Origin of the sequence: Synechococcus sp. BS56D (assembly GCF_004332405.1) — a bacterium.
Classification (GTDB): Bacteria; Cyanobacteriota; Cyanobacteriia; order PCC-6307; family Cyanobiaceae; genus Synechococcus_C.
Genome location: NZ_PHQU01000003.1, coordinates 323,502 through 339,889, shown reverse-complemented (window position 1 = coordinate 339,889; position 16,388 = coordinate 323,502). Strand labels below are relative to the sequence as shown.

Here is a 16,388-nt window from a genome sequence, read left to right as displayed (position 1 = left end):
CTGGCTGCTGCTGAGTCCACCCCCGTGGCTCTGCAAGCTCCCGCCATCGGTTGATCTGGAATCAACAACAGGTTCAGATCAACTGAACCGGAAAGCCCCCTCCTCGGAGGGGGCTTTTTTGTGGTGACAAATGGTGTCTGCCCTGAGTCTGTGAATCCAAATCTGCCATTGTTGATTTTTAGTCAATCAAGTTCGGTCATGCCTGTGCTGTTTGCATCCCAAACCGCCCCTGGTGGCCCCGCCGTCATTCTTCCCGCTCTGCTGATTGCTGGCATTCTTGTGGCTGCGTCCCAGCTGTTTGTGCCGAAGGGCAATTGAGCTGCGGAATTTGTTCCTTGCATGGCGATCCAGCACGTCTGGACCCTGTCGAGATCTGGCGAAGTGATCGGTGGTTACTCCGTCACCATCCAATCCCGGCCCCCATGGTTGGTTGGTGCTTTCTCGATGCTCGCCGTCACTTGGGCGGGCCCGTGGATTTCGATCCTGAAGAGGCCCGCGAGTGGGGAAGCGTGGTTCAGCGGGCATCACGTTTGGTGTGCGAGCTGAGCGGCTGCGATCGCGTCTATGCGATTGCCTTCGGAGAGGGGGCTCGCCACCTGCATTTGCATTTGATCCCTCGTCATGGCGAGGATCCGAAGACCACCGCCTGGGCGGTGGCCGACCTTTATCGAGCCGTGGAGGCGGGGCACAGCCCCCAGGCGGATCGCGAAATGGTGCATGACTGGATCGGCCGCGCCCGCTCCCGTGCTGCTGCCCTGTTCAGTGGTTGTTGAACCGATGGCACTCAGCGGAGATCGAAGCGATCGAGTTCCATCACCTTGACCCAGGCCTTCACAAAATCGCGAATAAACCGGCTACCGCCATCGTTCTGGGCGTACACCTCAACAATGGCGCGAAGCTGGCTGTTCGATCCAAACACCAGATCCGCACGGCTGGCGGTCCAGCGCTCGGCACCGGTTGTGCTGTCGCGACCGAGATAGGCATCCTGCGCCTCGCTGGTTGGTGTCCAGTGGGTGGTCATGTCGAGCAGATTCACGCAGAAGTCGTTGCTGAGCACACCGATGCTTTGGGTGAATACGCCTTGACGGTTGCCGGCGGTGTTGGCTCCCAACACCCGCAGGCCCGCAAGCAACACGGTCATTTCAGGGGCGCTAAGCGTGAGCAGCTGGGCCTTGTCAATGAGTAACTCCTCGGCCCGAAGGGGAAGGCCGTTGCGCTGCCAATTGCGGAACCCGTCTGCCAAGGGCTTGAGGGCATTGAAGGAGGCCGTGTCGGTCTGCTCCGGCCCTGCATCGGTGCGGCCGGGATGGAAGGGCACCACCACGGTGTGGCCCCCATCGGCGGCGGCTTTCTCCACCGCTGCACATCCTCCCAGCACAATCAGATCAGCGATCGAGACCGATTTGCCATTGCTGGAGCTGCTGTTGAATTGGGTTTGAACCGCTTCCAGGGCAGCGAGAGCACCATTGAGCTGTTCGGGGTCGTTGACCTCCCATGTGCGCTGGGGCAGGAGCCTGATCCGTCCGCCATTGGCACCCCCTCGGCGATCGGATCCGCGGAATGTGGATGCTGAGGCCCAGGCTGTGGCCACGAGGGCGGAAATGCTCTGGCCACTGGCCAGGATCTGCCGTTTGAGGTTGCTGATGTCTGCGTCGTCAATCAGGGGGTGGTTGACGGCCGGAACTGGGTCCTGCCAGATCTGCACCTCTTCGGGGACGTCCGGACCGAGGTAGAGAGCGCGGGGACCTAAATCGCGATGGGTGAGCTTGAACCAGGCCCTCGCAAAGGTGTCAGCAAAAGCCCCTTGATCTTGATGGAAACGACGAGCGATCGGCTCCATGATTGGGTCATGCCGCAGGGAGAGATCGGCAGTGGTCATGATCGGGGCCGAGCTTTTCCCATGCACATGGGCGTCGGGGATCATGTGGTGTGGTTTCACATCTTTGGCCACCCATTGCCAGGCTCCGGCAGGACTTTTGCTGAGTTCCCATTCGTAGCTGAACATCATTTCGAAGTAGCCCAGATCCCAGCGGGTGGGATTCGGTTTCCAAGCCCCCTCAATGCCGCTGGTGATTGTGTGCTCCGCCTTGCCGCTGGCAAAGCGGTTGCGCCAGCCCAGTCCTTGTTCCTCCAAGCCCGCACCTTCCGGCTCAGCTTCTAGGTGATCGGCTGCCGCGGCGCCATGGCATTTCCCGAACGTGTGCCCTCCAGCGACGAGGGCGACGGTCTCCTCCACGGTCATCCCCATGCGCGCAAAGGTCTCGCGCACCTCGCGTCCTGATGCCACCGGATCCGGATGGCCTTCGGGGCCTTCCGGATTCACGTAGATCAACCCCATCTCAACCGCTGCCAGGGGGTTGTTGAGCTGTCCATCGGCGGCATGACGCTCATCGCCCAGCCACGTGGTTTCTTTCCCCCAGAACACATCGTCTTCGGGCTGCCAAATGTCTGTGCGACCGCCGGCAAAGCCGAAGGTGCGGAAGCCCATGGATTCCAGGGCCACGTTTCCGGTCAGGATGATCAGATCGGCCCAGGAGATCCTGTTGCCGTATTTGCGTTTGATCGGCCAGATCAGTCGCCGTGCCTTGTCGAGATTGGTGTTGTCCGGCCAGCTGTTGAGAGGTGCGAAGCGTTGGTTGCCATGGCCCGCTCCACCGCGGCCATCGGCCATCCTGTAAGTGCCCGCGCTGTGCCAGGCCATTCGGATGAACAGGGCGCCGTAATGGCCCCAGTCGGCCGGCCACCAATCCTGGGAGTCGGTCATCAACTCCTGCAGGTCATGTTTCACCGCCTCCAGATCCAGTTCGGAGAAGGCATCGGCGTAGTTGAACTCAGCCCCGAGCGGATTGGAGGCTGGATGGTGCTGATGGAGGAGGCTCAGGTTGATCTGGTCTGGCCACCAGTGGGCATTGGTGGTCCCGCCGGAAGGGGTCGTGGCTCCGGTATGACCACTGAAAGGACACTTCAGATCTGACATGACGTTGGTTCCTTTTCAGCACACATCTTTCGGGAACCTATTCACGGTGTTGCCAGTTCGCCAACACATCCACCACCGTCAGCCGTAAGGGCCGAATCGGCTGGCGCAGGCTGCGCCACAACGGGCCCCGAGTGTTACGGCGTCATCAACGGTCCAGCCGGCGGCGAGTCCGGCGGTGATGCCAGCCGCGAAACTGTCGCCGCAGCCATAGCTCTCCACCAGGGGGCCTGGCAGGGGCTCGGGTGAATAGCGCCCCCCAGGGGTCAGGGTGCCACCGGCGGCACCCTCCGTGGCAATCGTTAGAGCAGGAGCTGGATCAAGCGCGTCCAAGGGGATCTGTTCATCGGCATCCAGGCCACTGCCGATCAGGGCATCGAGCTTCACCCTGGCGTCCTGGAGCAGCGGCAGTCGCAGCCTGGGTGTGGCCGTCAGAACTCTGGCCTGACGAGCCAGGCGCAATCCAGCGGCGTCGCTGGCGGACACAAAGACTCCGTCGCAGTCCTCCAGGCGCTCCCAGTCGAGGGGGTCGCTGGCGAGCGGTGTGAGTCGCTCGCCAATCACCGTGATCGCCCGATCACCACTGCCGTCGACCAGGCTGATCCCCCGTCGGGTCGGTTGCTCGCGCCAGGCCACCACCGGCTCCACCCCAAGCTCTCGCAGGCGAGCTTCACTGCGTTCGCCATGGGCATCGCGGCCAAGGGCCGTGAAGAACAGCACGGGCCTGCGGCTGAGTCGAGCCAGCTGCACAGCCACCACGGCTCCAGCCCCAGCCGGTTCCTCGAGGCTGCGATGGGCGCGACTGATCACACCAGCCTGAGGCAGCGCATTCACAGCTAGGAAGTTGACCCATTCGAGATGGCCAACCACCGCCAGCTGGAGGGGCGGCAATCTCTGTGGCGTTGCGATCACGGGATCGGCAGCACTGATTGCGCTGCGTTGCGCAGCTGAACCTTGATTTTGCCGCCAACTTGTTTGACATCCACGTTGCCATCCACGCTGAGAGGCTGATCCTCCGGGCTCCCAACCAGAATCGGACCCTGGTCAGGACCGTGCACTGTCACAGGAGCGGTCACCTCGTCAACGTTGACGTTGCCGCTCACGTTCACTGCACCCGTGACAGCAACGCCGCCGGGTACTTCCACGTCTGCTCGGACCGGCAGAGTTGCCGAGGCTTCGATTTTCAGCGGTTCTTCACCTTGCACGCGAACTGGTGCTCGAACCTGATCCAGGGTGATTCCACCCACCAGCCTGACGGGTAGGGGCTGATTGCGGTGAAGACCGACAGGGAGCGGTTGCTTGAGCACCTGAATGGTTGCGACAGCGATGGCCCAAGCAGAAATCACGACGGCTAGCGGCCATCGAGACGCCAAGGCAAGGGAAAACCAACGAGGGGGGTCCTGCTGATTGCTCGGGCGTGTGAGTTCTGACATTGATATTGACTGGTCGACAGAATGCCAACTCGTTTTATCTAAAAAACAACGATTTTCAAGGCTTGTCTCTGTAGCCAGCGATCAAAGCATTGATTGATTGCTTCGCTGAAATCTTGGGGTCAAAGCTCGTATTCTTCTTCGAAGCTTTGTATCAAGCCTTGATAGAGAGCAAGAGTACCTTCGCTTTCCTCGGTCACCCCCTCGAGGGTGTAGAGCTTGGCCAAGTGGGTGACTGCGGCATGAACCCTCGAAAAGGCTTCTGCATATTCATTCTGAATATCTTCTTCGCGAATATCGCGGATCTTGGCTGAGATCAATTCCACTTTTTTCTGAGCAGCGCTGATCTCAGCTTCCATCGGCTTGCTGAGTTTCCGTCTTTTCTTTGCCATGGCGCCCACTCGCGGCAAATCACCCTACCTCTGTGATGGACGCCTGTTGGTGGACGTGGGTGGATGCTTGCGATCAGAAGCAGAAGGGCAGGAAGCGGGCGCTGCAGGCGGCGTAGCCGTCCACGAGGGGGCCTAGGCCGATCTGGTGAACAATGCCCTGGCCAGTCAGTGCTTCGGTCAGGATGCCGATGACAATGCCGAGCATGGCAGCGCGACCATTGAAAAGCTCAACCCTGGAGAGCTGTTCTTGGTGGATGGAGCGAGCTGCTGAATCTTGGAACCACTTGTCACTGGCTTGATTGCGCTCCATGGGGATGACCGATCAACTGATAAGAACTGTAACAGGGTTTTGACGAGGGGGATTTTCGTGTGGTTCTCCTTCAGGCCTTCCGCCAAGGCACAGGCTTGTTGCGTTTGGGATACAGCTCTCGGCACAGCGGGCAAACCGTGCCGTCGCAACCCCGAGCCGTGCAGTAGTCACGCCCGTAAAAAATGATTTGTAGATGCAACTTGTTCCAGGCTTCGATCGGGAACAGGCGCTTGAGGTCTCGTTCGGTTTGCTCGACGCTTTGGCCTGAGCTGAGCCCCCAGCGCTGGGCGAGTCGGTGAATGTGGGTGTCCACAGGGAAGGCGGGGACTCCGAAGGCCTGCGCCATCACCACGCTGGCCGTTTTGTGGCCAACGCCTGGGAGGGCCTCCAGCTCTTCGAAGGTCTGCGGCACTTGGCCCTGGTGGGTGTCCACGAGGATTCGGGCCAGCTTTCTGACGTTGCGGGCCTTGGTATTGGCCAGCCCTAGCTGGCGGATGTGACGCAGGATCTCGGCCTCTTCCAGGGCGGCCATCGCGGCCGGAGTGGGGCCCGCGGCGAACAGGGTTGGTGTGACCTCATTCACCTTGCGGTCAGTGCACTGGGCGCTCAGCAGCACGGCGACAAGCAGGGTGAAGGGATCGGAATGGTCGAGGGGGATCGGCGTCTCCGGGTAGCGCGCTTCCAAGTGCGCCTGAATCGCTTTGGCTCGCTCCTGTTTCCTCACGGCTCTTAAGGGTTTATTAAGAATTGATCCGTTGTCTGGTCGGGCGGTCTCTCAATTGATCAGAGTTTTCGGACCTGGACAACGGTCATGGTGCAGAGCGGTCATCCCCGCAGGGGAACCAGCCTGAAATGGGAAGTTAACGGCGAACTTGCCGGTGCCGATCTGCGTCATATTCTTCAGCGCCTCCAGCAGGTAGACCCTCAGGCGCAGGCGATTAATCGCTGCGATCTCGAGGACGGTCCCTCCGCGTCATCTCCCACCTGAATCCATGACCCAGGACCGCCGGTCTGACGAAGGAGTTGCCCAAAGCGCTTACGAACGGGTCATTGCACGGGAGCTCGCCGGGGAAACCGCTCAGGAGAAAGATCAAGAGGCAGACCCGAAACCCATGGGGCCGCTTGATCACATCTCCGATGGGACGGATCAGGATCCAGTCACTGACCAGGATTTACTGAGTGACGTCTATAGGCAACACAGTCATCAGCAGTCGATGGAAGGGGGCTGAAGACGAACGGTTCGCATGAGGACCTCGGCGATTGGTTGAGAGGAGCGTCCCTATGGCTGCGCCGTCACAGAGGGCTTGATTTAGCGTCCGGGCAGTTGCCGGGGCCCAGTGAATCGCACAGTGAGAGGAGTGGTGTACGTGTCTGTCTGGGTTCTGATCTGGGGAACTGCTTCTTCACTGGTGGATTGGTTGCTGCTCACCCGTGAGGTGTACGCCACCGCCTCCTTGGGGCAGGCGGCCACCTTCGCCGGTTACGGAGCTGCTGCGGTGGTGCTGGCCGTTCGACTGGCCCCACGTTTTCTGCCCAGCGAGGCCCCTTGACTACTGCACTCGGAAGGTCACGCCCATGACGGCTGTGATGTCTTTGTCGATCGTGCTCGTGTTGTAGGAGCCGTAGCTGCCCATCTCCGTGGAGTTCGGCACTGTGATCTGGAAGGTGCCTGTATCGGCCTTGGTGATCGCGCCGATTCCTGAGTTCGCCTGGTCGGCGATCGCGATCGCTCGCTTGCGAGCATCCGCTGTGGCCTTGGCCAGCATGTCGACCCGTTTCTCTGCCAGCTTCGTGTAGGTGTAGGCCGGTGGCTCCACTGTGATCGAGACCCCCTGGCCCACCAGATCACTAATTCGGATCGAGACATCACGAATCAGGGTCACGTCGGCTGAGCTGATCCGGATCGGTTGGCGAGCCGTCCAGGTGGTGCTCATCAGCGCACCGGTCACGTGGTTGCGGATGTCATTGCTGGAGGACTGGATGACGCCCCGACCGATCGCTTTGGCCGGTATTCCCTGCTCCTCCAGATAGGCCAGCGTGCGCTGCAGCTGCGGTTGGAGGCTCTGGTAAGCGCTCTGTTGGCTGGGACCACTCCCGCTCACTGTCACGGTCCAATCCACGTAATCGCTGCGGATTCGCTCTGTGCTGGCACCGGTCACCGTGATCGTGTCGGATGCGGTCCGAATCCCTTTCACGGCCACGGCGCCGGCGACCACAAGCCCCGCACTCAGCACCAGCATGGGGAGCACGAGTGGAGGGGTGCGACGGAGTAAGTCGAGGACGCGATGGTGGGTCGTTGCAGGATCCGTCAAAGCAGTGACTTGTTCTGGATTCACCCTAAGAATCATCAGAGTGAAGTCATGACTGAAACCGTCTCGACCTGTGACCAGTGATGACGCCGCCCAGCTGGCCCAGGAGGCTGCCTAGCGTCTGCGGGTTGCGCTGAAGCGGAATCCATGGTGGTGCAGGTGCTGACTCAAGCTCAGCGCACCAAGCTCGATGGTGCCGATGACGCGCTCTTCTATGCAGAGCCGCGCTTTGTGCATCACCTTGATGGTGCCTTCCGTCAACGATTGACCGCGCTCTACAGGCAGCGCATCCCAAGCTGCGCGGTGGTGCTCGATCTGATGAGCAGCTGGGTTAGCCATCTCCCTGATGAAGTGACGTACGAGCAAGTGATTGGCCATGGGCTCAACGCCGAGGAACTGAGGGCCAATGACCGCCTTGATCGCCACTGGGTGCAGAACCTCAATCAGGATCAGCGTTTGCCCCTGGCCGATGCCAGCGTGGACTGCACGCTGATCGTTGCGGGGTGGCAGTACCTGCAGCAACCGGAAGCGGTGGCGGCCGAACTGCTACGGATCACCAGGCCTAATGGGCAGCTGATCGTTGCCTTCAGCAACCGGATGTTTTTCAGCAAGGCGCCCCAGGTCTGGACCGACAGTGATGATCGCGAGCACCTGGCCTACGTGGCCGAGGTGTTGCTTGCCCAGGGCTGGCCTCGCCCCGAGCTGATTGCTGAATCCACCCGGGCGACGGGGGTGTCTGGTTGGCTCGGTGCGCCGGGGGACCCTTTCTTCGCCGTGATCGCCACGCGTCCTGTGCCTTCGTCAGTCGTCTGACGGGGGTAGCGGTTGCCAGCCGCTCAGCCATTGGCTGGAGTCTTTGAGTTCCTGGCAGGTGACGCGAAGGCGCAGCCCCCGCTGCAGCAGGGGCTCGAGTTCAACCCAGCGCTCGTTTCCGCGACCCCCCTGGAGGATCAGTCGGAAGTGGCGATAGCCCTCGCGGGCGGAGCTGCTTGTCCAGGCCTGAGAGAGGCGTGCCGGCATTGGAGGCCACCAGGTCCCCCCCATCGTCGGTGATCCAACGCCGTCTTTGCAGCACCATCGTTACGCTGCCCGCACCACTCCGTGAGGTCGCCCAATGGCGCGCACGATTGCGATCAGCGGTGCTTCCGGCAAGACCGGCTACCGGATTGCCGAAGAACTTCTCAAGGCAGGCGAGACGCCGCGTTTGCTGCTGAGACCTAGCTCCATCTGCCCTGAGAGCCTCAACCATTGCGATCAGCGACGACTGGAGCTTTCTGATCAGGCAGCCCTGGATCAGGCCCTCGAGGGGGTGGATGCTCTGGTCATCGCCACCGGGGCTCGACCGTCGATCGACCTGACCGCGCCGATGCGGGTGGATGCCTGGGGTGTGCAGCGGCAGGTGGAGAGCTGCCGGCGTCTGGGGGTTCGCCGGATTCTGCTCGTCAGCTCACTCTGCGCCGGACGCTGGCGGCACCCACTCAATCTCTTTGGTCTGATTTTGGTGTGGAAACGGATCGGAGAACGGGCCTTGGAAACCAGTGGTCTGGACTGGACCGTCATTCGCCCTGGCGGTCTCTCTGAGCGGGAAGAGCAGCTGGAGTCTGAAGGGATTGTCTGGACCGGCCCTGATCAACAACTGCGCGATTCCATCCCTCGGCGACTGGTGGCCCAGGCTTGCGTGGAGGCCCTGGCAACGCCGGCATCCATTGGCAGGATTCTCGAAGTCACCAGCCGCCAGGATCAATCGCCCCAACCCCTTGAACAACTGATTAAGTGATTGTTCCTACAGCCACCCTGGTCGGGTTGCGCGATAACAGCTCTGTCGGGAGGGACAACCTTCGAGACGTCACGTCGGGAGATGGGAGACGGGCCGCCACCCGTCTTTTTTATGCGCTAGCAACGATCCCGGTGATGGTTCAAGCGGTCGTCCACAGCATGGAGGAGGTCCTTTAAGCATGGATCTGTCCAAGCAGCGGCCCGTAGACCTGGCCGTTATTGGTGCTGGTTTGTCCGGCGCAGCCCTGGTGGCAGGCCTGCGGGCTGGCGGTTATCAGGGCACGATCCTCGTCCTGGAGGCAGGCCGCGGGCCGGGAGGTCGAACCGCGACCAGGCGGCGCCGTGAGGATCCCTGTTGGCGGCTGGACCATGGGGCTCCCACTCTCACCATGACGGGCGAGCCCACAGGGCCTCTGGCCAAGCTGCTGGAGTCGCTGCAGATCCAAGGGGTTCTGGTGCCCGATCGGGAACCGGTTGTTGGCTTGGATCCCGATGGAGGAGTCACGGCTCTACCCGATGATCCACAGCTGGTTGGCCATCGTTGGCGTGGTCAGCCGACGATGGCGACGGTGGCGGAAGCGCTGCTCAGCGCTGGCGGAGCCGGCACCCAGGCCCACTACGGCACCAGGATCCAGCGCTTGCGGCGTCGCCCCGAGGCCTGGCTGCTCGATGACACCTGGCAGGCTCGCTCACTTGTCCTGACCGGGACCCTCCTGGCCCATCCCCGTTCCCTGGCCATGCTGGGTTGGACTGAGGTGCCGCTTCGTGCAGCGGTGCCGGTTGGAGCGGATCCACAGCTGGATCAGGCCCTGGCAACCATCGCTGATTTAGACGCGTCGGTGCGTTGGAATCTCATGCTGGAGCTTCCTGGCAGTGATGCGTCGTTGCCTCGGCAGATTTGGCTGACGGCCTCAGCACGGGAACGCTTCGGTGTCGAACGTCTGGTCTTGCAACGGCAAGGGGATGGACGGCTCGGTTTGGTGGTGCATGGTCTCGATGATGGGCAGGCGATCACCCCTGAAAGTCAACCCACCTTGATCGCAGCACAGGAGACTCGGCTTCGCGCTCAGCTCCCGGAACTCCTGGCTCCCTGGCCTGAACTCGAGCGCTTGTTGCCCCAGGCCCGATCATTGGGGGTCATGCGTTGGGGGGCGGCTCGGCCGACTGGTCGGAGACTGCCCCAGTCCCTGCAGTGGTGTCCCCAAAGCCAGGTGGGTTTCTGTGGCGATTGGATTGCTGGCTCTGGGTACGGGCTCGCCGAGGGGGCGCTTCAAAGTGCCCTTGACCTGTCCGATCAACTGCTCAGTTGCTGATGGAGGTCCTCCAGGCGCCGAGCGTTCACGCCTAGATCGGAATCCCCGAGTCGCGAGACGGATCGGGCTTGCAGCTGCTGGTTGTCTTGGTCTGCATAAAGCTCGAGATCGTCGACAAAGCCGAACAGTCGACTGCTGCAAGTGGCATGCAGATAGTCGTTGCTGAGCTCCTCAACCACTGTTCGTGGGGCCTCGCTGAGCTGGGCAGCCAGGCTGTTGAGCGTCTGCTGCGGATCGCTCACGCTCCAGACCTGGCGGGCGCAGTGGGCGCTCGAGGTGCAAGGACTGAGTTGCCCCTGGTGAACACCAAGGTCGGCGGGAACCGGCCCGATCAGGTGCAGGAGCCCCAGGATCATCGGCAGGGTGAGACGGAGCAGAGAGTCCATGGTTAGGTCCAGCGCACGGGATCCTGCGACTGCAGGTGAAGCACATGATCGGTCTCGGAGCCGAGCAGGTCGCGGCTGATGGTGAGACAGATGCTGTTGAGAGGTAACGAGAAGCTGCTGCCATCGGCATCAAAGGGGCCCTCCACGTAGGCGCCGATCCGCTCGGCCATCAGGAAGCAGAGCATGATCATGAAGCCGTTGAAGCTGCTGAAGCGCCCTGCGTCCTGGTAGTGGAAGCTGAGCATCAACTGGATCCCGAAGACCCAGTTGATGACCCGCACGAACACGTCGTAGGACGCCGGCAGGGGAGTGTTGCGGATGCGCTCCAGGCCTCCGATCGCATCGGTGCAGGCATTGCCCAACTCCATCAGCTGCTGTCGCCCCCAGCCATCGATCAAGCCTTCGTCGTGAAGGCGCTGCAACCAGAGCCCCCGCTGCATCCCGAGTTGACGCAGGTTGGTTGTGCTTGGCAGCCGCAGGCCTTCGAGCAGTCCGTTCTGAAGGCTGCGCAGATCTCGATGCCAATAGTTGCGGAGCTGGAAGTTCAGTTGCCAAACGATCGCCACCTGCAGGCGAACCAGCGATCTGGACCAGCGCCGGCCGGTGGGGGAAGCGGGAAGGTGGGCGGCGAGGGTGTCAGCCCAACTTCGGCTGTGGTTGACCATGGATCCCCAGAGCTTGCGCGCTTCCCACCAGCGACTGATCGCCTGGGTGTTGCGAAAACCGATGAAGATCGACACGGCGATGCCAAGGATGCGCACGATCTCATCGCTTTCCACCCATCCCCTTGGGATGACATCACGCATCACCAGGCCGGTCACGGCCAACAGCACAAGCAGGTCGTAGCGCATGCGGCTCAGCAGCTGCAGGAGGACATGCGAATAGTCCTGACGCCGTGTGCGCGGCGGATTGCCGTAGGTGCCGGATTCGATCATCGGCTTGAGGTCACGGTGTTGCTGCCCATGGGGCGATCATGACGCCACCTGTGTCCTGACGATGCCCCCCAGCTGGAGCGATCAGTGGTGGCCCGTGGCCTACCTGCGCGATCTCGACCCTTTGAGGCCCGCTCGCTTCACCCTGCTCGAGAGGGATCTGGTGATTTGGTGGGATCGGGAGTCTGGGCTTTGGCGTGCCTTTGAAGACGTCTGTCCGCATCGATTCGTGCCCCTGAGTGAGGGACGCATCAATGGGGCTGGGCAGTTGGAGTGCCCTTATCACGGTTGGAGCTTCGATGGCTCTGGCACCTGCCGCAGTATCCCCCAGATGGGGGATGGGGCCGCGCCGGAGGCTCGTCGATCCAGCTGCCAGGCGCTTCCGACGGCGACTGGGCAGGGACTTCTGTTTGTGTGGAGCGGCGATCCGGCCTCGGCCAATCCGCAGACCCTTCCGTTGGTGCCCCTGTTGCGGGAGGAGGGTGCCGGCTGGGCCGATGGCTGGATTGTGCAGGACACCTTCCGGGATCTGCCGATGGATGCGCTCACCCTGCTGGAGAACGTGCTGGATGTGAGTCATGTGCCCTTCACCCACCACCGCACGGTGGGGCGGCGGGAGAATGCCGCTCCCGTTGAGCTGGAGATCACGCGAGAGGGCGATGACGGATTTGAGGGGCTGTGGGAGGAGGGGCCGAGACGGGGGCGTCTTGGTTCCCAGCTCACGCGCTTCCGTGCCCCTCAACTGATGTGGCATGACCTGACGGCCAAGGGATTTGGCCGAATTCTCACGGTGGTGTACGCGGTGCCGATCCGTCGTGGTGAGTGCCGCCTCTTCGCCCGCTTCCCATTTCAGTTTGAGGCTGCGGCTCCGAGGCTGCTGCTGGGCTTGAGGCCCCGCTGGCTGCAGCACATCGGCAATCACAAGGTGTTGGAAGACGATCAGGTGTTCCTGCATTGGCAGGAGCGGGTCTTGGCGGCGGCGGGTGGCAGTGCCGCGGTGGAGCGGGCCTTTTACTTGCCGACAGCAGCTGATCGCTACGTGGCGGCTCTGCATCGCTGGGTCAAGGCCCATGGTGGGGAGCCGTTCGCTGGTCAAGTTCTGCCGCCGCGGCAGGGACTGGAGAGCCTGATGGATCGCTACAACAGTCACACTCGACAGTGCCGCAGCTGTGCGCAGGCTCTCAAGCGCTTGCGGGCCTTGAAGCCCTGGCTTTGGGGTGGGCTCTGGTTGTCGGCGGTGCTGATTGGACTTGGTCAGTTGGGCGCCCTCAGCCTCCTCGGCGTGCTGCTGGCAATCGCGACTGGCCTGGTGATGCGGCAGGTGTCACGTTGGGAGCGGGGACTGCTGGCAGGAGATGGCCTGGCGCCGCGTAATCATGGTTGATCAGGACTGCTGCTGATGCTGTGGCGATTCGTGTGACCTCTCCCTGCCCCGAAAGCGTGATCATTGCTTTGGGGGCGAGGGACTGGCCGATCTGGGGCTGTGAAGTGAGCCGGTTCCCCTGGCACTACGAGCAGCATGAGACCTGCCTGCTGCTGGAAGGAGCCGTCACTGTGACTCCAGAAATGGGTGAGCCCGTGAGCTTTGGCGCAGGAGATTTGGTCGAATTTCCCAAAGGGTTGCAATGCACCTGGGACGTGCACCAACCCGTGCGCAAGCATTACCGCTTCAGCTGAATCGCTCAAATATCTGCATCGCTGCCCCACTGGGGCTCGCAGGTGCGCCAGCCCACGCGAAGCAGTTCGCGCCAAAGCAATTCAGCGGTTTCCCGGCGAAGGTGCACTCTGTTTTTCAGCAAAGGGGGCTGACCTGGAAGAGGTCGCCCTGAATCCACGAACACGCGTGGATCGCGATGCCAGCTTTTTTCATCGGCGTGGAAACGCTTCGTGTCGCTGGTGTGGGGGTCTTGGATCCAACCGTGCCTTGGCATCGCTTGCGGGGCGTGATGACGGAGGCGCGCATCCAGTCCTCGGCCTTAAACGGTGCGTAGGGGGAGCTGGGAGCCATTGGTCCGTCGCTGATACACATGTTCTAGGTGGCTAGTACAAATGTGTCAACGGTGATCGGTGTTTGTTGTGTGTCCTTGGGCAGGCTTTGCTGCGCTGGGTGACTAGAACGTGGGTCTTCTGCTGCGTCGTCCGATGGGCGTCACTGTCTGGCAGGCCCGCGAGGCCGGTGCTCCCCTTGAGCGGGCTGAGCGGCCGATGCTCGAGCCTGCCCGTGATGAGCTGCTGCTGCAGGTGTTGCATTGCGGCCTCTGTCACAGCGACCTGTCGATGCTCGACAACCACTGGGGGATGAGTGCCTATCCGCTGGTGCCGGGGCATGAGGTGGTGGGTCGTGTGGTGCGTGTTGGTGATGGGGTGGATCCCGGTTTGGTCGGACAGCTCAGGGGGCTGGGTTGGATCAGCGGCAGCTGCATGCACTGCCCGCAGTGTCTGGGCGGCACGGGCAATCTGTGCGGGTCGCTGGAGGCCACCATCGTCGGGCGGCAGGGGGGATTCGCCAGCCACGTCACGGCTCGTCAGGACTGGACGATTCCACTGCCCGAGGGGATGGATCCTGCTATCGCTGGCCCTCTGTTCTGCGGAGGGATCACTGTGTTCGCTCCTTTGGTCGACGAGGCGGTGTCGCCCACCTCTCGTGTGGCTGTGATCGGCGTTGGGGGACTCGGGCATATGGCCCTGCAGTTCGCCCGCGCTTGGGGTTGTGAGGTCACGGCCCTCACGACGAACCTCGGCAAGGCGGAGGAGGCGAGGCGCTTCGGCGCCCATCACGTGGAGCTGTTGGAGGCGTTGCCCGATTGCGCCGGTCGCTTCGATCTCGTGATCAATACGGTGAACCAATCCCTCGACTGGTCGGCAGTGATGGCCTCACTTGCCCCCCTCGGTCGCTTGCATCAGCTTGGCGCTGTGCTGGAGCCGATCAGCGTGGCGGCCTTTGATCTGATTGCGTCGCGGCGATCGATCACCGGTAGTCCCACCTCGTCGCCCGCGAGCTTGCTGAAGATGGTGGAGTTCTGCCGGCGTCATGACATTCGCCCTCGGGTGGAACGTCTGCCGATGGATCGCGTCAATGAGGCCATCGAGCGCTTGCGCCTTGGGGATGTGCGTTATCGCTTTGTTCTCGATTCGGTAGCAGATTGAACAGCCGGACGTCTTTACGAGGCGTTAACCATGGGGCTGGGAAATCGGCGCTCGTCTTCCTCACACCAGCGGGCGCTTTTTTTCTGCCATCCTTTAGCCCTAGATCGCTGGAGTGGTTGGAGTTGCGATGGTGACGGCCTCCAGCAATGCGTTGAGCTGGGAGCAACTTCTCGCCCTTGCTCCTGAGCCAGCCGAGCGTGTGCACGGCCCCACCAACGCTCAGGCCGTCCTGCGTCTGTTCGGCGAGCCGGAGTCCGCTGTGCGGGTCACGCTCTACCGCGATCACCATGCCTGGTGTCCCTACTGCCAGAAGGTCTGGCTCTGGCTGGAGTTCCGGCGGATTCCCTACCGGATCCGCAAGGTGACGATGCGCTGTTACGGCCCCAAAGAACCCTGGTTCACCGCCAAGGTGCCTTCAGGAATGCTTCCGGCTCTTGAAATCGACGCTCGTCTGATCACCGAAAGCGATCGAATTCTTGAAGCGCTTGAGCAGACCTTCGGTGCCTTGGGCGCCGGGATGCAAGATCCAGCGGTCCGCCGCTTGCGAGACCTGGAGCGACGTCTCTTCCGCGCCTGGTGTTTGTGGCTCTGCTCTCCGGGGCTCAGTGAACGCCAGGACGCGTTGGCCCGTGATCAGTTTCAGCGCGTGGCGATGCAGATGGAAGCAGCCCTGGCGGATGGAGCAGGTTCCTGGCTGGATCCCGCGGCTCCGGCTGGGGAGATCCCCGGGACGGCCGATCTGGTGTTCATTCCCTACGTGGAACGGATGAACGCCTCACTCGCCTACTTCAAGGGATTTCTGCTTCGCGAGCACCATCCCGGCATCGATCGCTGGCTCACAGCCCTCGAGCAGCTAGAGACCTATCGGGGCACGCAGAGTGATGCTCACACCCATGCCCACGATCTGCCCCCTCAGATGGGGGGCTGCTGGATTCACCCCAATCCTCTTCAGGAGGACCTGGCTCGTCGTATCGATGGCGGTGAGGGAATTGCCGGCTGGGAGACCCGTTGGAGTCAGGACTCCGATGGCTCGAATCCCTCCCCGGAACATCGTGCCCTGGAGCGGGTTCTTCGCCATCGCCACACCCTGGTGCAGCGGAGCTCGCTCGGTTCTGGCTTCGATCAGCCCCTTCGTGCTGCACTCACGCGCATGCTGCACGGGGAACCTGTTCAGCCGGAACCCGGTTCCGCCCTGGCCTTGCGCAACCTGCGCGATCGGATCTCCGTTCCCCGCGACATGCCTCTTCTGAGTGCTCGCTGCCTTCGACAGGCCCTTGAAGCCACCGCGGCTCTGGATGGGCCGGCTCAGCCAGAGCCGCTGCCTCTGCAGCATCGCTTTGATCAGGACCCCCGCCCCTTTCTGGCTTGAGCCCGATGGTCTTGATCTGACCTTTCCTGATCTGAGCTGCCCCGATCTGA

At 62.1% G+C, this 16,388-nt stretch carries 23 protein-coding genes; 12 read left to right on the top strand and 11 right to left on the bottom strand.

What is annotated here, in order from left to right; all coding sequences use genetic code 11:
• The first annotated feature begins 470 nt into the window (after positions 1-470).
• A complete protein-coding gene (locus CWE17_RS06665; RefSeq protein ID WP_370318282.1) occupies positions 471-773 on the top strand; it encodes an HIT family protein in 303 nt (100 codons plus the stop codon).
• Between the two features lie 11 nt (positions 774-784).
• Here the strand turns inward: CWE17_RS06665 and katG are convergent, their stop codons facing one another.
• The 6 genes from katG to nth form a co-directional block, all read right to left on the bottom strand.
• Positions 785-2,977: a catalase/peroxidase HPI gene (katG, locus tag CWE17_RS06660; protein WP_131455559.1), complete on the bottom strand. Its 2,193-nt coding sequence runs from the start codon at positions 2,975-2,977 to the stop codon at positions 785-787.
• Positions 2,978-3,055: 78 nt separating this feature from the next.
• Positions 3,056-3,865: a PfkB family carbohydrate kinase gene (locus tag CWE17_RS06655; protein WP_240789283.1), complete on the bottom strand. Its 810-nt coding sequence runs from the start codon at positions 3,863-3,865 to the stop codon at positions 3,056-3,058.
• A gap of 17 nt (positions 3,866-3,882) precedes the next feature.
• Positions 3,883-4,320, bottom strand: coding sequence for a hypothetical protein (locus CWE17_RS06650; RefSeq protein WP_240789282.1), 438 nt, complete (start codon positions 4,318-4,320; stop codon positions 3,883-3,885).
• Positions 4,321-4,526: 206 nt separating this feature from the next.
• Complete coding sequence (locus CWE17_RS06645) at positions 4,527-4,796, bottom strand: hypothetical protein (RefSeq protein ID WP_131455617.1); 270 nt, start codon at positions 4,794-4,796, stop codon at positions 4,527-4,529.
• 73 nt (positions 4,797-4,869) lie between these two features.
• Complete coding sequence (locus CWE17_RS06640) at positions 4,870-5,106, bottom strand: chlorophyll a/b-binding protein (RefSeq protein ID WP_131455556.1); 237 nt, start codon at positions 5,104-5,106, stop codon at positions 4,870-4,872.
• 70 nt (positions 5,107-5,176) lie between these two features.
• A complete protein-coding gene (gene nth / locus CWE17_RS06635; protein ID WP_131455555.1) occupies positions 5,177-5,830 on the bottom strand; it encodes an endonuclease III in 654 nt (217 codons plus the stop codon).
• 87 nt (positions 5,831-5,917) lie between these two features.
• Here nth and CWE17_RS12230 point away from each other — a divergent pair, with 87 nt between their 5' ends.
• The 3 genes from CWE17_RS12230 to CWE17_RS06625 all read left to right on the top strand — a co-directional run bounded on the left by CWE17_RS12230 (position 5,918) and on the right by CWE17_RS06625 (position 6,656).
• Positions 5,918-6,094: a hypothetical protein gene (locus CWE17_RS12230; RefSeq protein ID WP_164498744.1), complete on the top strand. Its 177-nt coding sequence runs from the start codon at positions 5,918-5,920 to the stop codon at positions 6,092-6,094.
• Positions 6,095-6,098: 4 nt separating this feature from the next.
• Positions 6,099-6,335, top strand: coding sequence for a hypothetical protein (locus tag CWE17_RS06630; RefSeq protein WP_131455554.1), 237 nt, complete (start codon positions 6,099-6,101; stop codon positions 6,333-6,335).
• Between the two features lie 108 nt (positions 6,336-6,443).
• A complete protein-coding gene (locus CWE17_RS06625) occupies positions 6,444-6,656 on the top strand; it encodes a hypothetical protein (RefSeq protein ID WP_131455553.1) in 213 nt (70 codons plus the stop codon).
• Here CWE17_RS06625 and CWE17_RS06620 read toward each other — a convergent pair whose 3' ends face one another.
• Positions 6,657-7,346 carry an SIMPL domain-containing protein gene (locus CWE17_RS06620; RefSeq protein ID WP_131455616.1) on the bottom strand — a complete coding sequence of 230 codons (690 nt, stop codon included), beginning with the start codon at positions 7,344-7,346 and terminating at the stop codon, positions 6,657-6,659.
• Between the two features lie 216 nt (positions 7,347-7,562).
• Between CWE17_RS06620 and CWE17_RS06615 the strand changes: the two genes are divergently transcribed.
• On the top strand, positions 7,563-8,228 hold the full coding sequence (locus tag CWE17_RS06615; protein WP_131455552.1) for a class I SAM-dependent methyltransferase: 666 nt from the start codon (positions 7,563-7,565) through the stop codon (positions 8,226-8,228).
• Here the strand turns inward: CWE17_RS06615 and CWE17_RS06610 are convergent.
• Entirely contained in the window at positions 8,217-8,435 is a 219-nt protein-coding gene (locus tag CWE17_RS06610) for a TIGR02450 family Trp-rich protein (RefSeq protein WP_131455551.1), read from the bottom strand. The two genes, CWE17_RS06615 and CWE17_RS06610, sit on opposite strands and share 12 nt — an antisense overlap.
• Positions 8,436-8,529: 94 nt before the next feature.
• Between CWE17_RS06610 and CWE17_RS06605 the strand changes: the two genes are divergently transcribed.
• Both CWE17_RS06605 and CWE17_RS06600 read left to right on the top strand, forming a co-directional pair.
• A complete protein-coding gene (locus CWE17_RS06605) occupies positions 8,530-9,192 on the top strand; it encodes an SDR family oxidoreductase (protein WP_131455550.1) in 663 nt (220 codons plus the stop codon).
• Between the two features lie 178 nt (positions 9,193-9,370).
• Positions 9,371-10,504, top strand: a complete 1,134-nt coding sequence (locus tag CWE17_RS06600) for an NAD(P)-binding protein (RefSeq protein ID WP_131455549.1) — start codon at positions 9,371-9,373, stop codon at positions 10,502-10,504.
• On the opposite strand, the gene CWE17_RS06595 is transcribed toward CWE17_RS06600, so the two are convergent.
• Together CWE17_RS06595 and CWE17_RS06590 are read right to left on the bottom strand one after the other, a co-directional pair.
• Entirely contained in the window at positions 10,486-10,890 is a 405-nt protein-coding gene (locus CWE17_RS06595; RefSeq protein WP_131455548.1) for a DUF1499 domain-containing protein, read from the bottom strand. The genes CWE17_RS06600 and CWE17_RS06595 overlap by 19 nt on opposite strands.
• Positions 10,891-10,892: 2 nt before the next feature.
• Positions 10,893-11,825 (bottom strand): bestrophin family ion channel, encoded by a 933-nt coding sequence (locus CWE17_RS06590; protein WP_131455547.1) that lies wholly within the window; start codon positions 11,823-11,825, stop codon positions 10,893-10,895.
• 61 nt (positions 11,826-11,886) lie between these two features.
• On the opposite strand from CWE17_RS06590, the gene CWE17_RS06585 reads away from it, so the two are divergent.
• Both CWE17_RS06585 and CWE17_RS06580 read left to right on the top strand, forming a co-directional pair.
• On the top strand, positions 11,887-13,206 hold the full coding sequence (locus CWE17_RS06585; RefSeq protein ID WP_131455546.1) for a Rieske 2Fe-2S domain-containing protein: 1,320 nt from the start codon (positions 11,887-11,889) through the stop codon (positions 13,204-13,206).
• Positions 13,207-13,226: 20 nt separating this feature from the next.
• Positions 13,227-13,499, top strand: a complete 273-nt coding sequence (locus CWE17_RS06580; RefSeq protein ID WP_131455545.1) for a cupin domain-containing protein — start codon at positions 13,227-13,229, stop codon at positions 13,497-13,499.
• 5 nt (positions 13,500-13,504) lie between these two features.
• Here CWE17_RS06580 and CWE17_RS06575 read toward each other — a convergent pair whose 3' ends face one another.
• Positions 13,505-13,735: a DUF1651 domain-containing protein gene (locus CWE17_RS06575; RefSeq protein WP_240789292.1), complete on the bottom strand. Its 231-nt coding sequence runs from the start codon at positions 13,733-13,735 to the stop codon at positions 13,505-13,507.
• Here CWE17_RS06575 and CWE17_RS12370 point away from each other — a divergent pair.
• The 3 genes from CWE17_RS12370 to CWE17_RS06565 all read left to right on the top strand — a co-directional run bounded on the left by CWE17_RS12370 (position 13,676) and on the right by CWE17_RS06565 (position 16,338).
• The gene (locus CWE17_RS12370) at positions 13,676-13,813 is read left to right on the top strand and encodes a hypothetical protein (RefSeq protein ID WP_240789293.1); all 138 of its coding nucleotides are present in this window, start codon (positions 13,676-13,678) and stop codon (positions 13,811-13,813) included. The genes CWE17_RS06575 and CWE17_RS12370 overlap by 60 nt on opposite strands.
• A 151-nt stretch (positions 13,814-13,964) precedes the next feature.
• Positions 13,965-14,969: an NAD(P)-dependent alcohol dehydrogenase gene (locus CWE17_RS06570; RefSeq protein WP_131455615.1), complete on the top strand. Its 1,005-nt coding sequence runs from the start codon at positions 13,965-13,967 to the stop codon at positions 14,967-14,969.
• 127 nt (positions 14,970-15,096) lie between these two features.
• Positions 15,097-16,338: a glutathione S-transferase family protein gene (locus CWE17_RS06565; protein ID WP_131455543.1), complete on the top strand. Its 1,242-nt coding sequence runs from the start codon at positions 15,097-15,099 to the stop codon at positions 16,336-16,338.
• The last annotated feature ends 50 nt before the right edge of the window (positions 16,339-16,388 follow it).

Excerpts from the sequence above, each read along its gene's own strand:
- CWE17_RS06590 (WP_131455547.1), bottom strand. The coding sequence starts at position 11,825 with ATGATCGAATCCGGCACCTACGGCAATCCGCCGCGCACACGGCGTCAG.
- CWE17_RS06570 (WP_131455615.1), top strand. The coding sequence starts at position 13,965 with ATGGGCGTCACTGTCTGGCAGGCCCGCGAGGCCGGTGCTCCCCTTGAG.
- CWE17_RS12370 (WP_240789293.1), top strand. The coding sequence starts at position 13,676 with ATGCCAGCTTTTTTCATCGGCGTGGAAACGCTTCGTGTCGCTGGTGTG.
- CWE17_RS06620 (WP_131455616.1), bottom strand. The coding sequence starts at position 7,346 with ATGCTGGTGCTGAGTGCGGGGCTTGTGGTCGCCGGCGCCGTGGCCGTG.
- CWE17_RS06610 (WP_131455551.1), bottom strand. The coding sequence starts at position 8,435 with ATGCCGGCACGCCTCTCTCAGGCCTGGACAAGCAGCTCCGCCCGCGAG.
- CWE17_RS06615 (WP_131455552.1), top strand. The coding sequence starts at position 7,563 with ATGGTGGTGCAGGTGCTGACTCAAGCTCAGCGCACCAAGCTCGATGGT.
- CWE17_RS06640 (WP_131455556.1), bottom strand. The coding sequence starts at position 5,106 with ATGGAGCGCAATCAAGCCAGTGACAAGTGGTTCCAAGATTCAGCAGCT.
- CWE17_RS06605 (WP_131455550.1), top strand. The coding sequence starts at position 8,530 with ATGGCGCGCACGATTGCGATCAGCGGTGCTTCCGGCAAGACCGGCTAC.
- CWE17_RS06585 (WP_131455546.1), top strand. The coding sequence starts at position 11,887 with ATGCCCCCCAGCTGGAGCGATCAGTGGTGGCCCGTGGCCTACCTGCGC.
- CWE17_RS12230 (WP_164498744.1), top strand. The coding sequence starts at position 5,918 with ATGGTGCAGAGCGGTCATCCCCGCAGGGGAACCAGCCTGAAATGGGAA.
- katG (WP_131455559.1), bottom strand. The coding sequence starts at position 2,977 with ATGTCAGATCTGAAGTGTCCTTTCAGTGGTCATACCGGAGCCACGACC.
- CWE17_RS06600 (WP_131455549.1), top strand. The coding sequence starts at position 9,371 with ATGGATCTGTCCAAGCAGCGGCCCGTAGACCTGGCCGTTATTGGTGCT.
- CWE17_RS06565 (WP_131455543.1), top strand. The coding sequence starts at position 15,097 with ATGGTGACGGCCTCCAGCAATGCGTTGAGCTGGGAGCAACTTCTCGCC.
- CWE17_RS06645 (WP_131455617.1), bottom strand. The coding sequence starts at position 4,796 with ATGGCAAAGAAAAGACGGAAACTCAGCAAGCCGATGGAAGCTGAGATC.
- CWE17_RS06630 (WP_131455554.1), top strand. The coding sequence starts at position 6,099 with ATGACCCAGGACCGCCGGTCTGACGAAGGAGTTGCCCAAAGCGCTTAC.
- CWE17_RS06595 (WP_131455548.1), bottom strand. The coding sequence starts at position 10,890 with ATGGACTCTCTGCTCCGTCTCACCCTGCCGATGATCCTGGGGCTCCTG.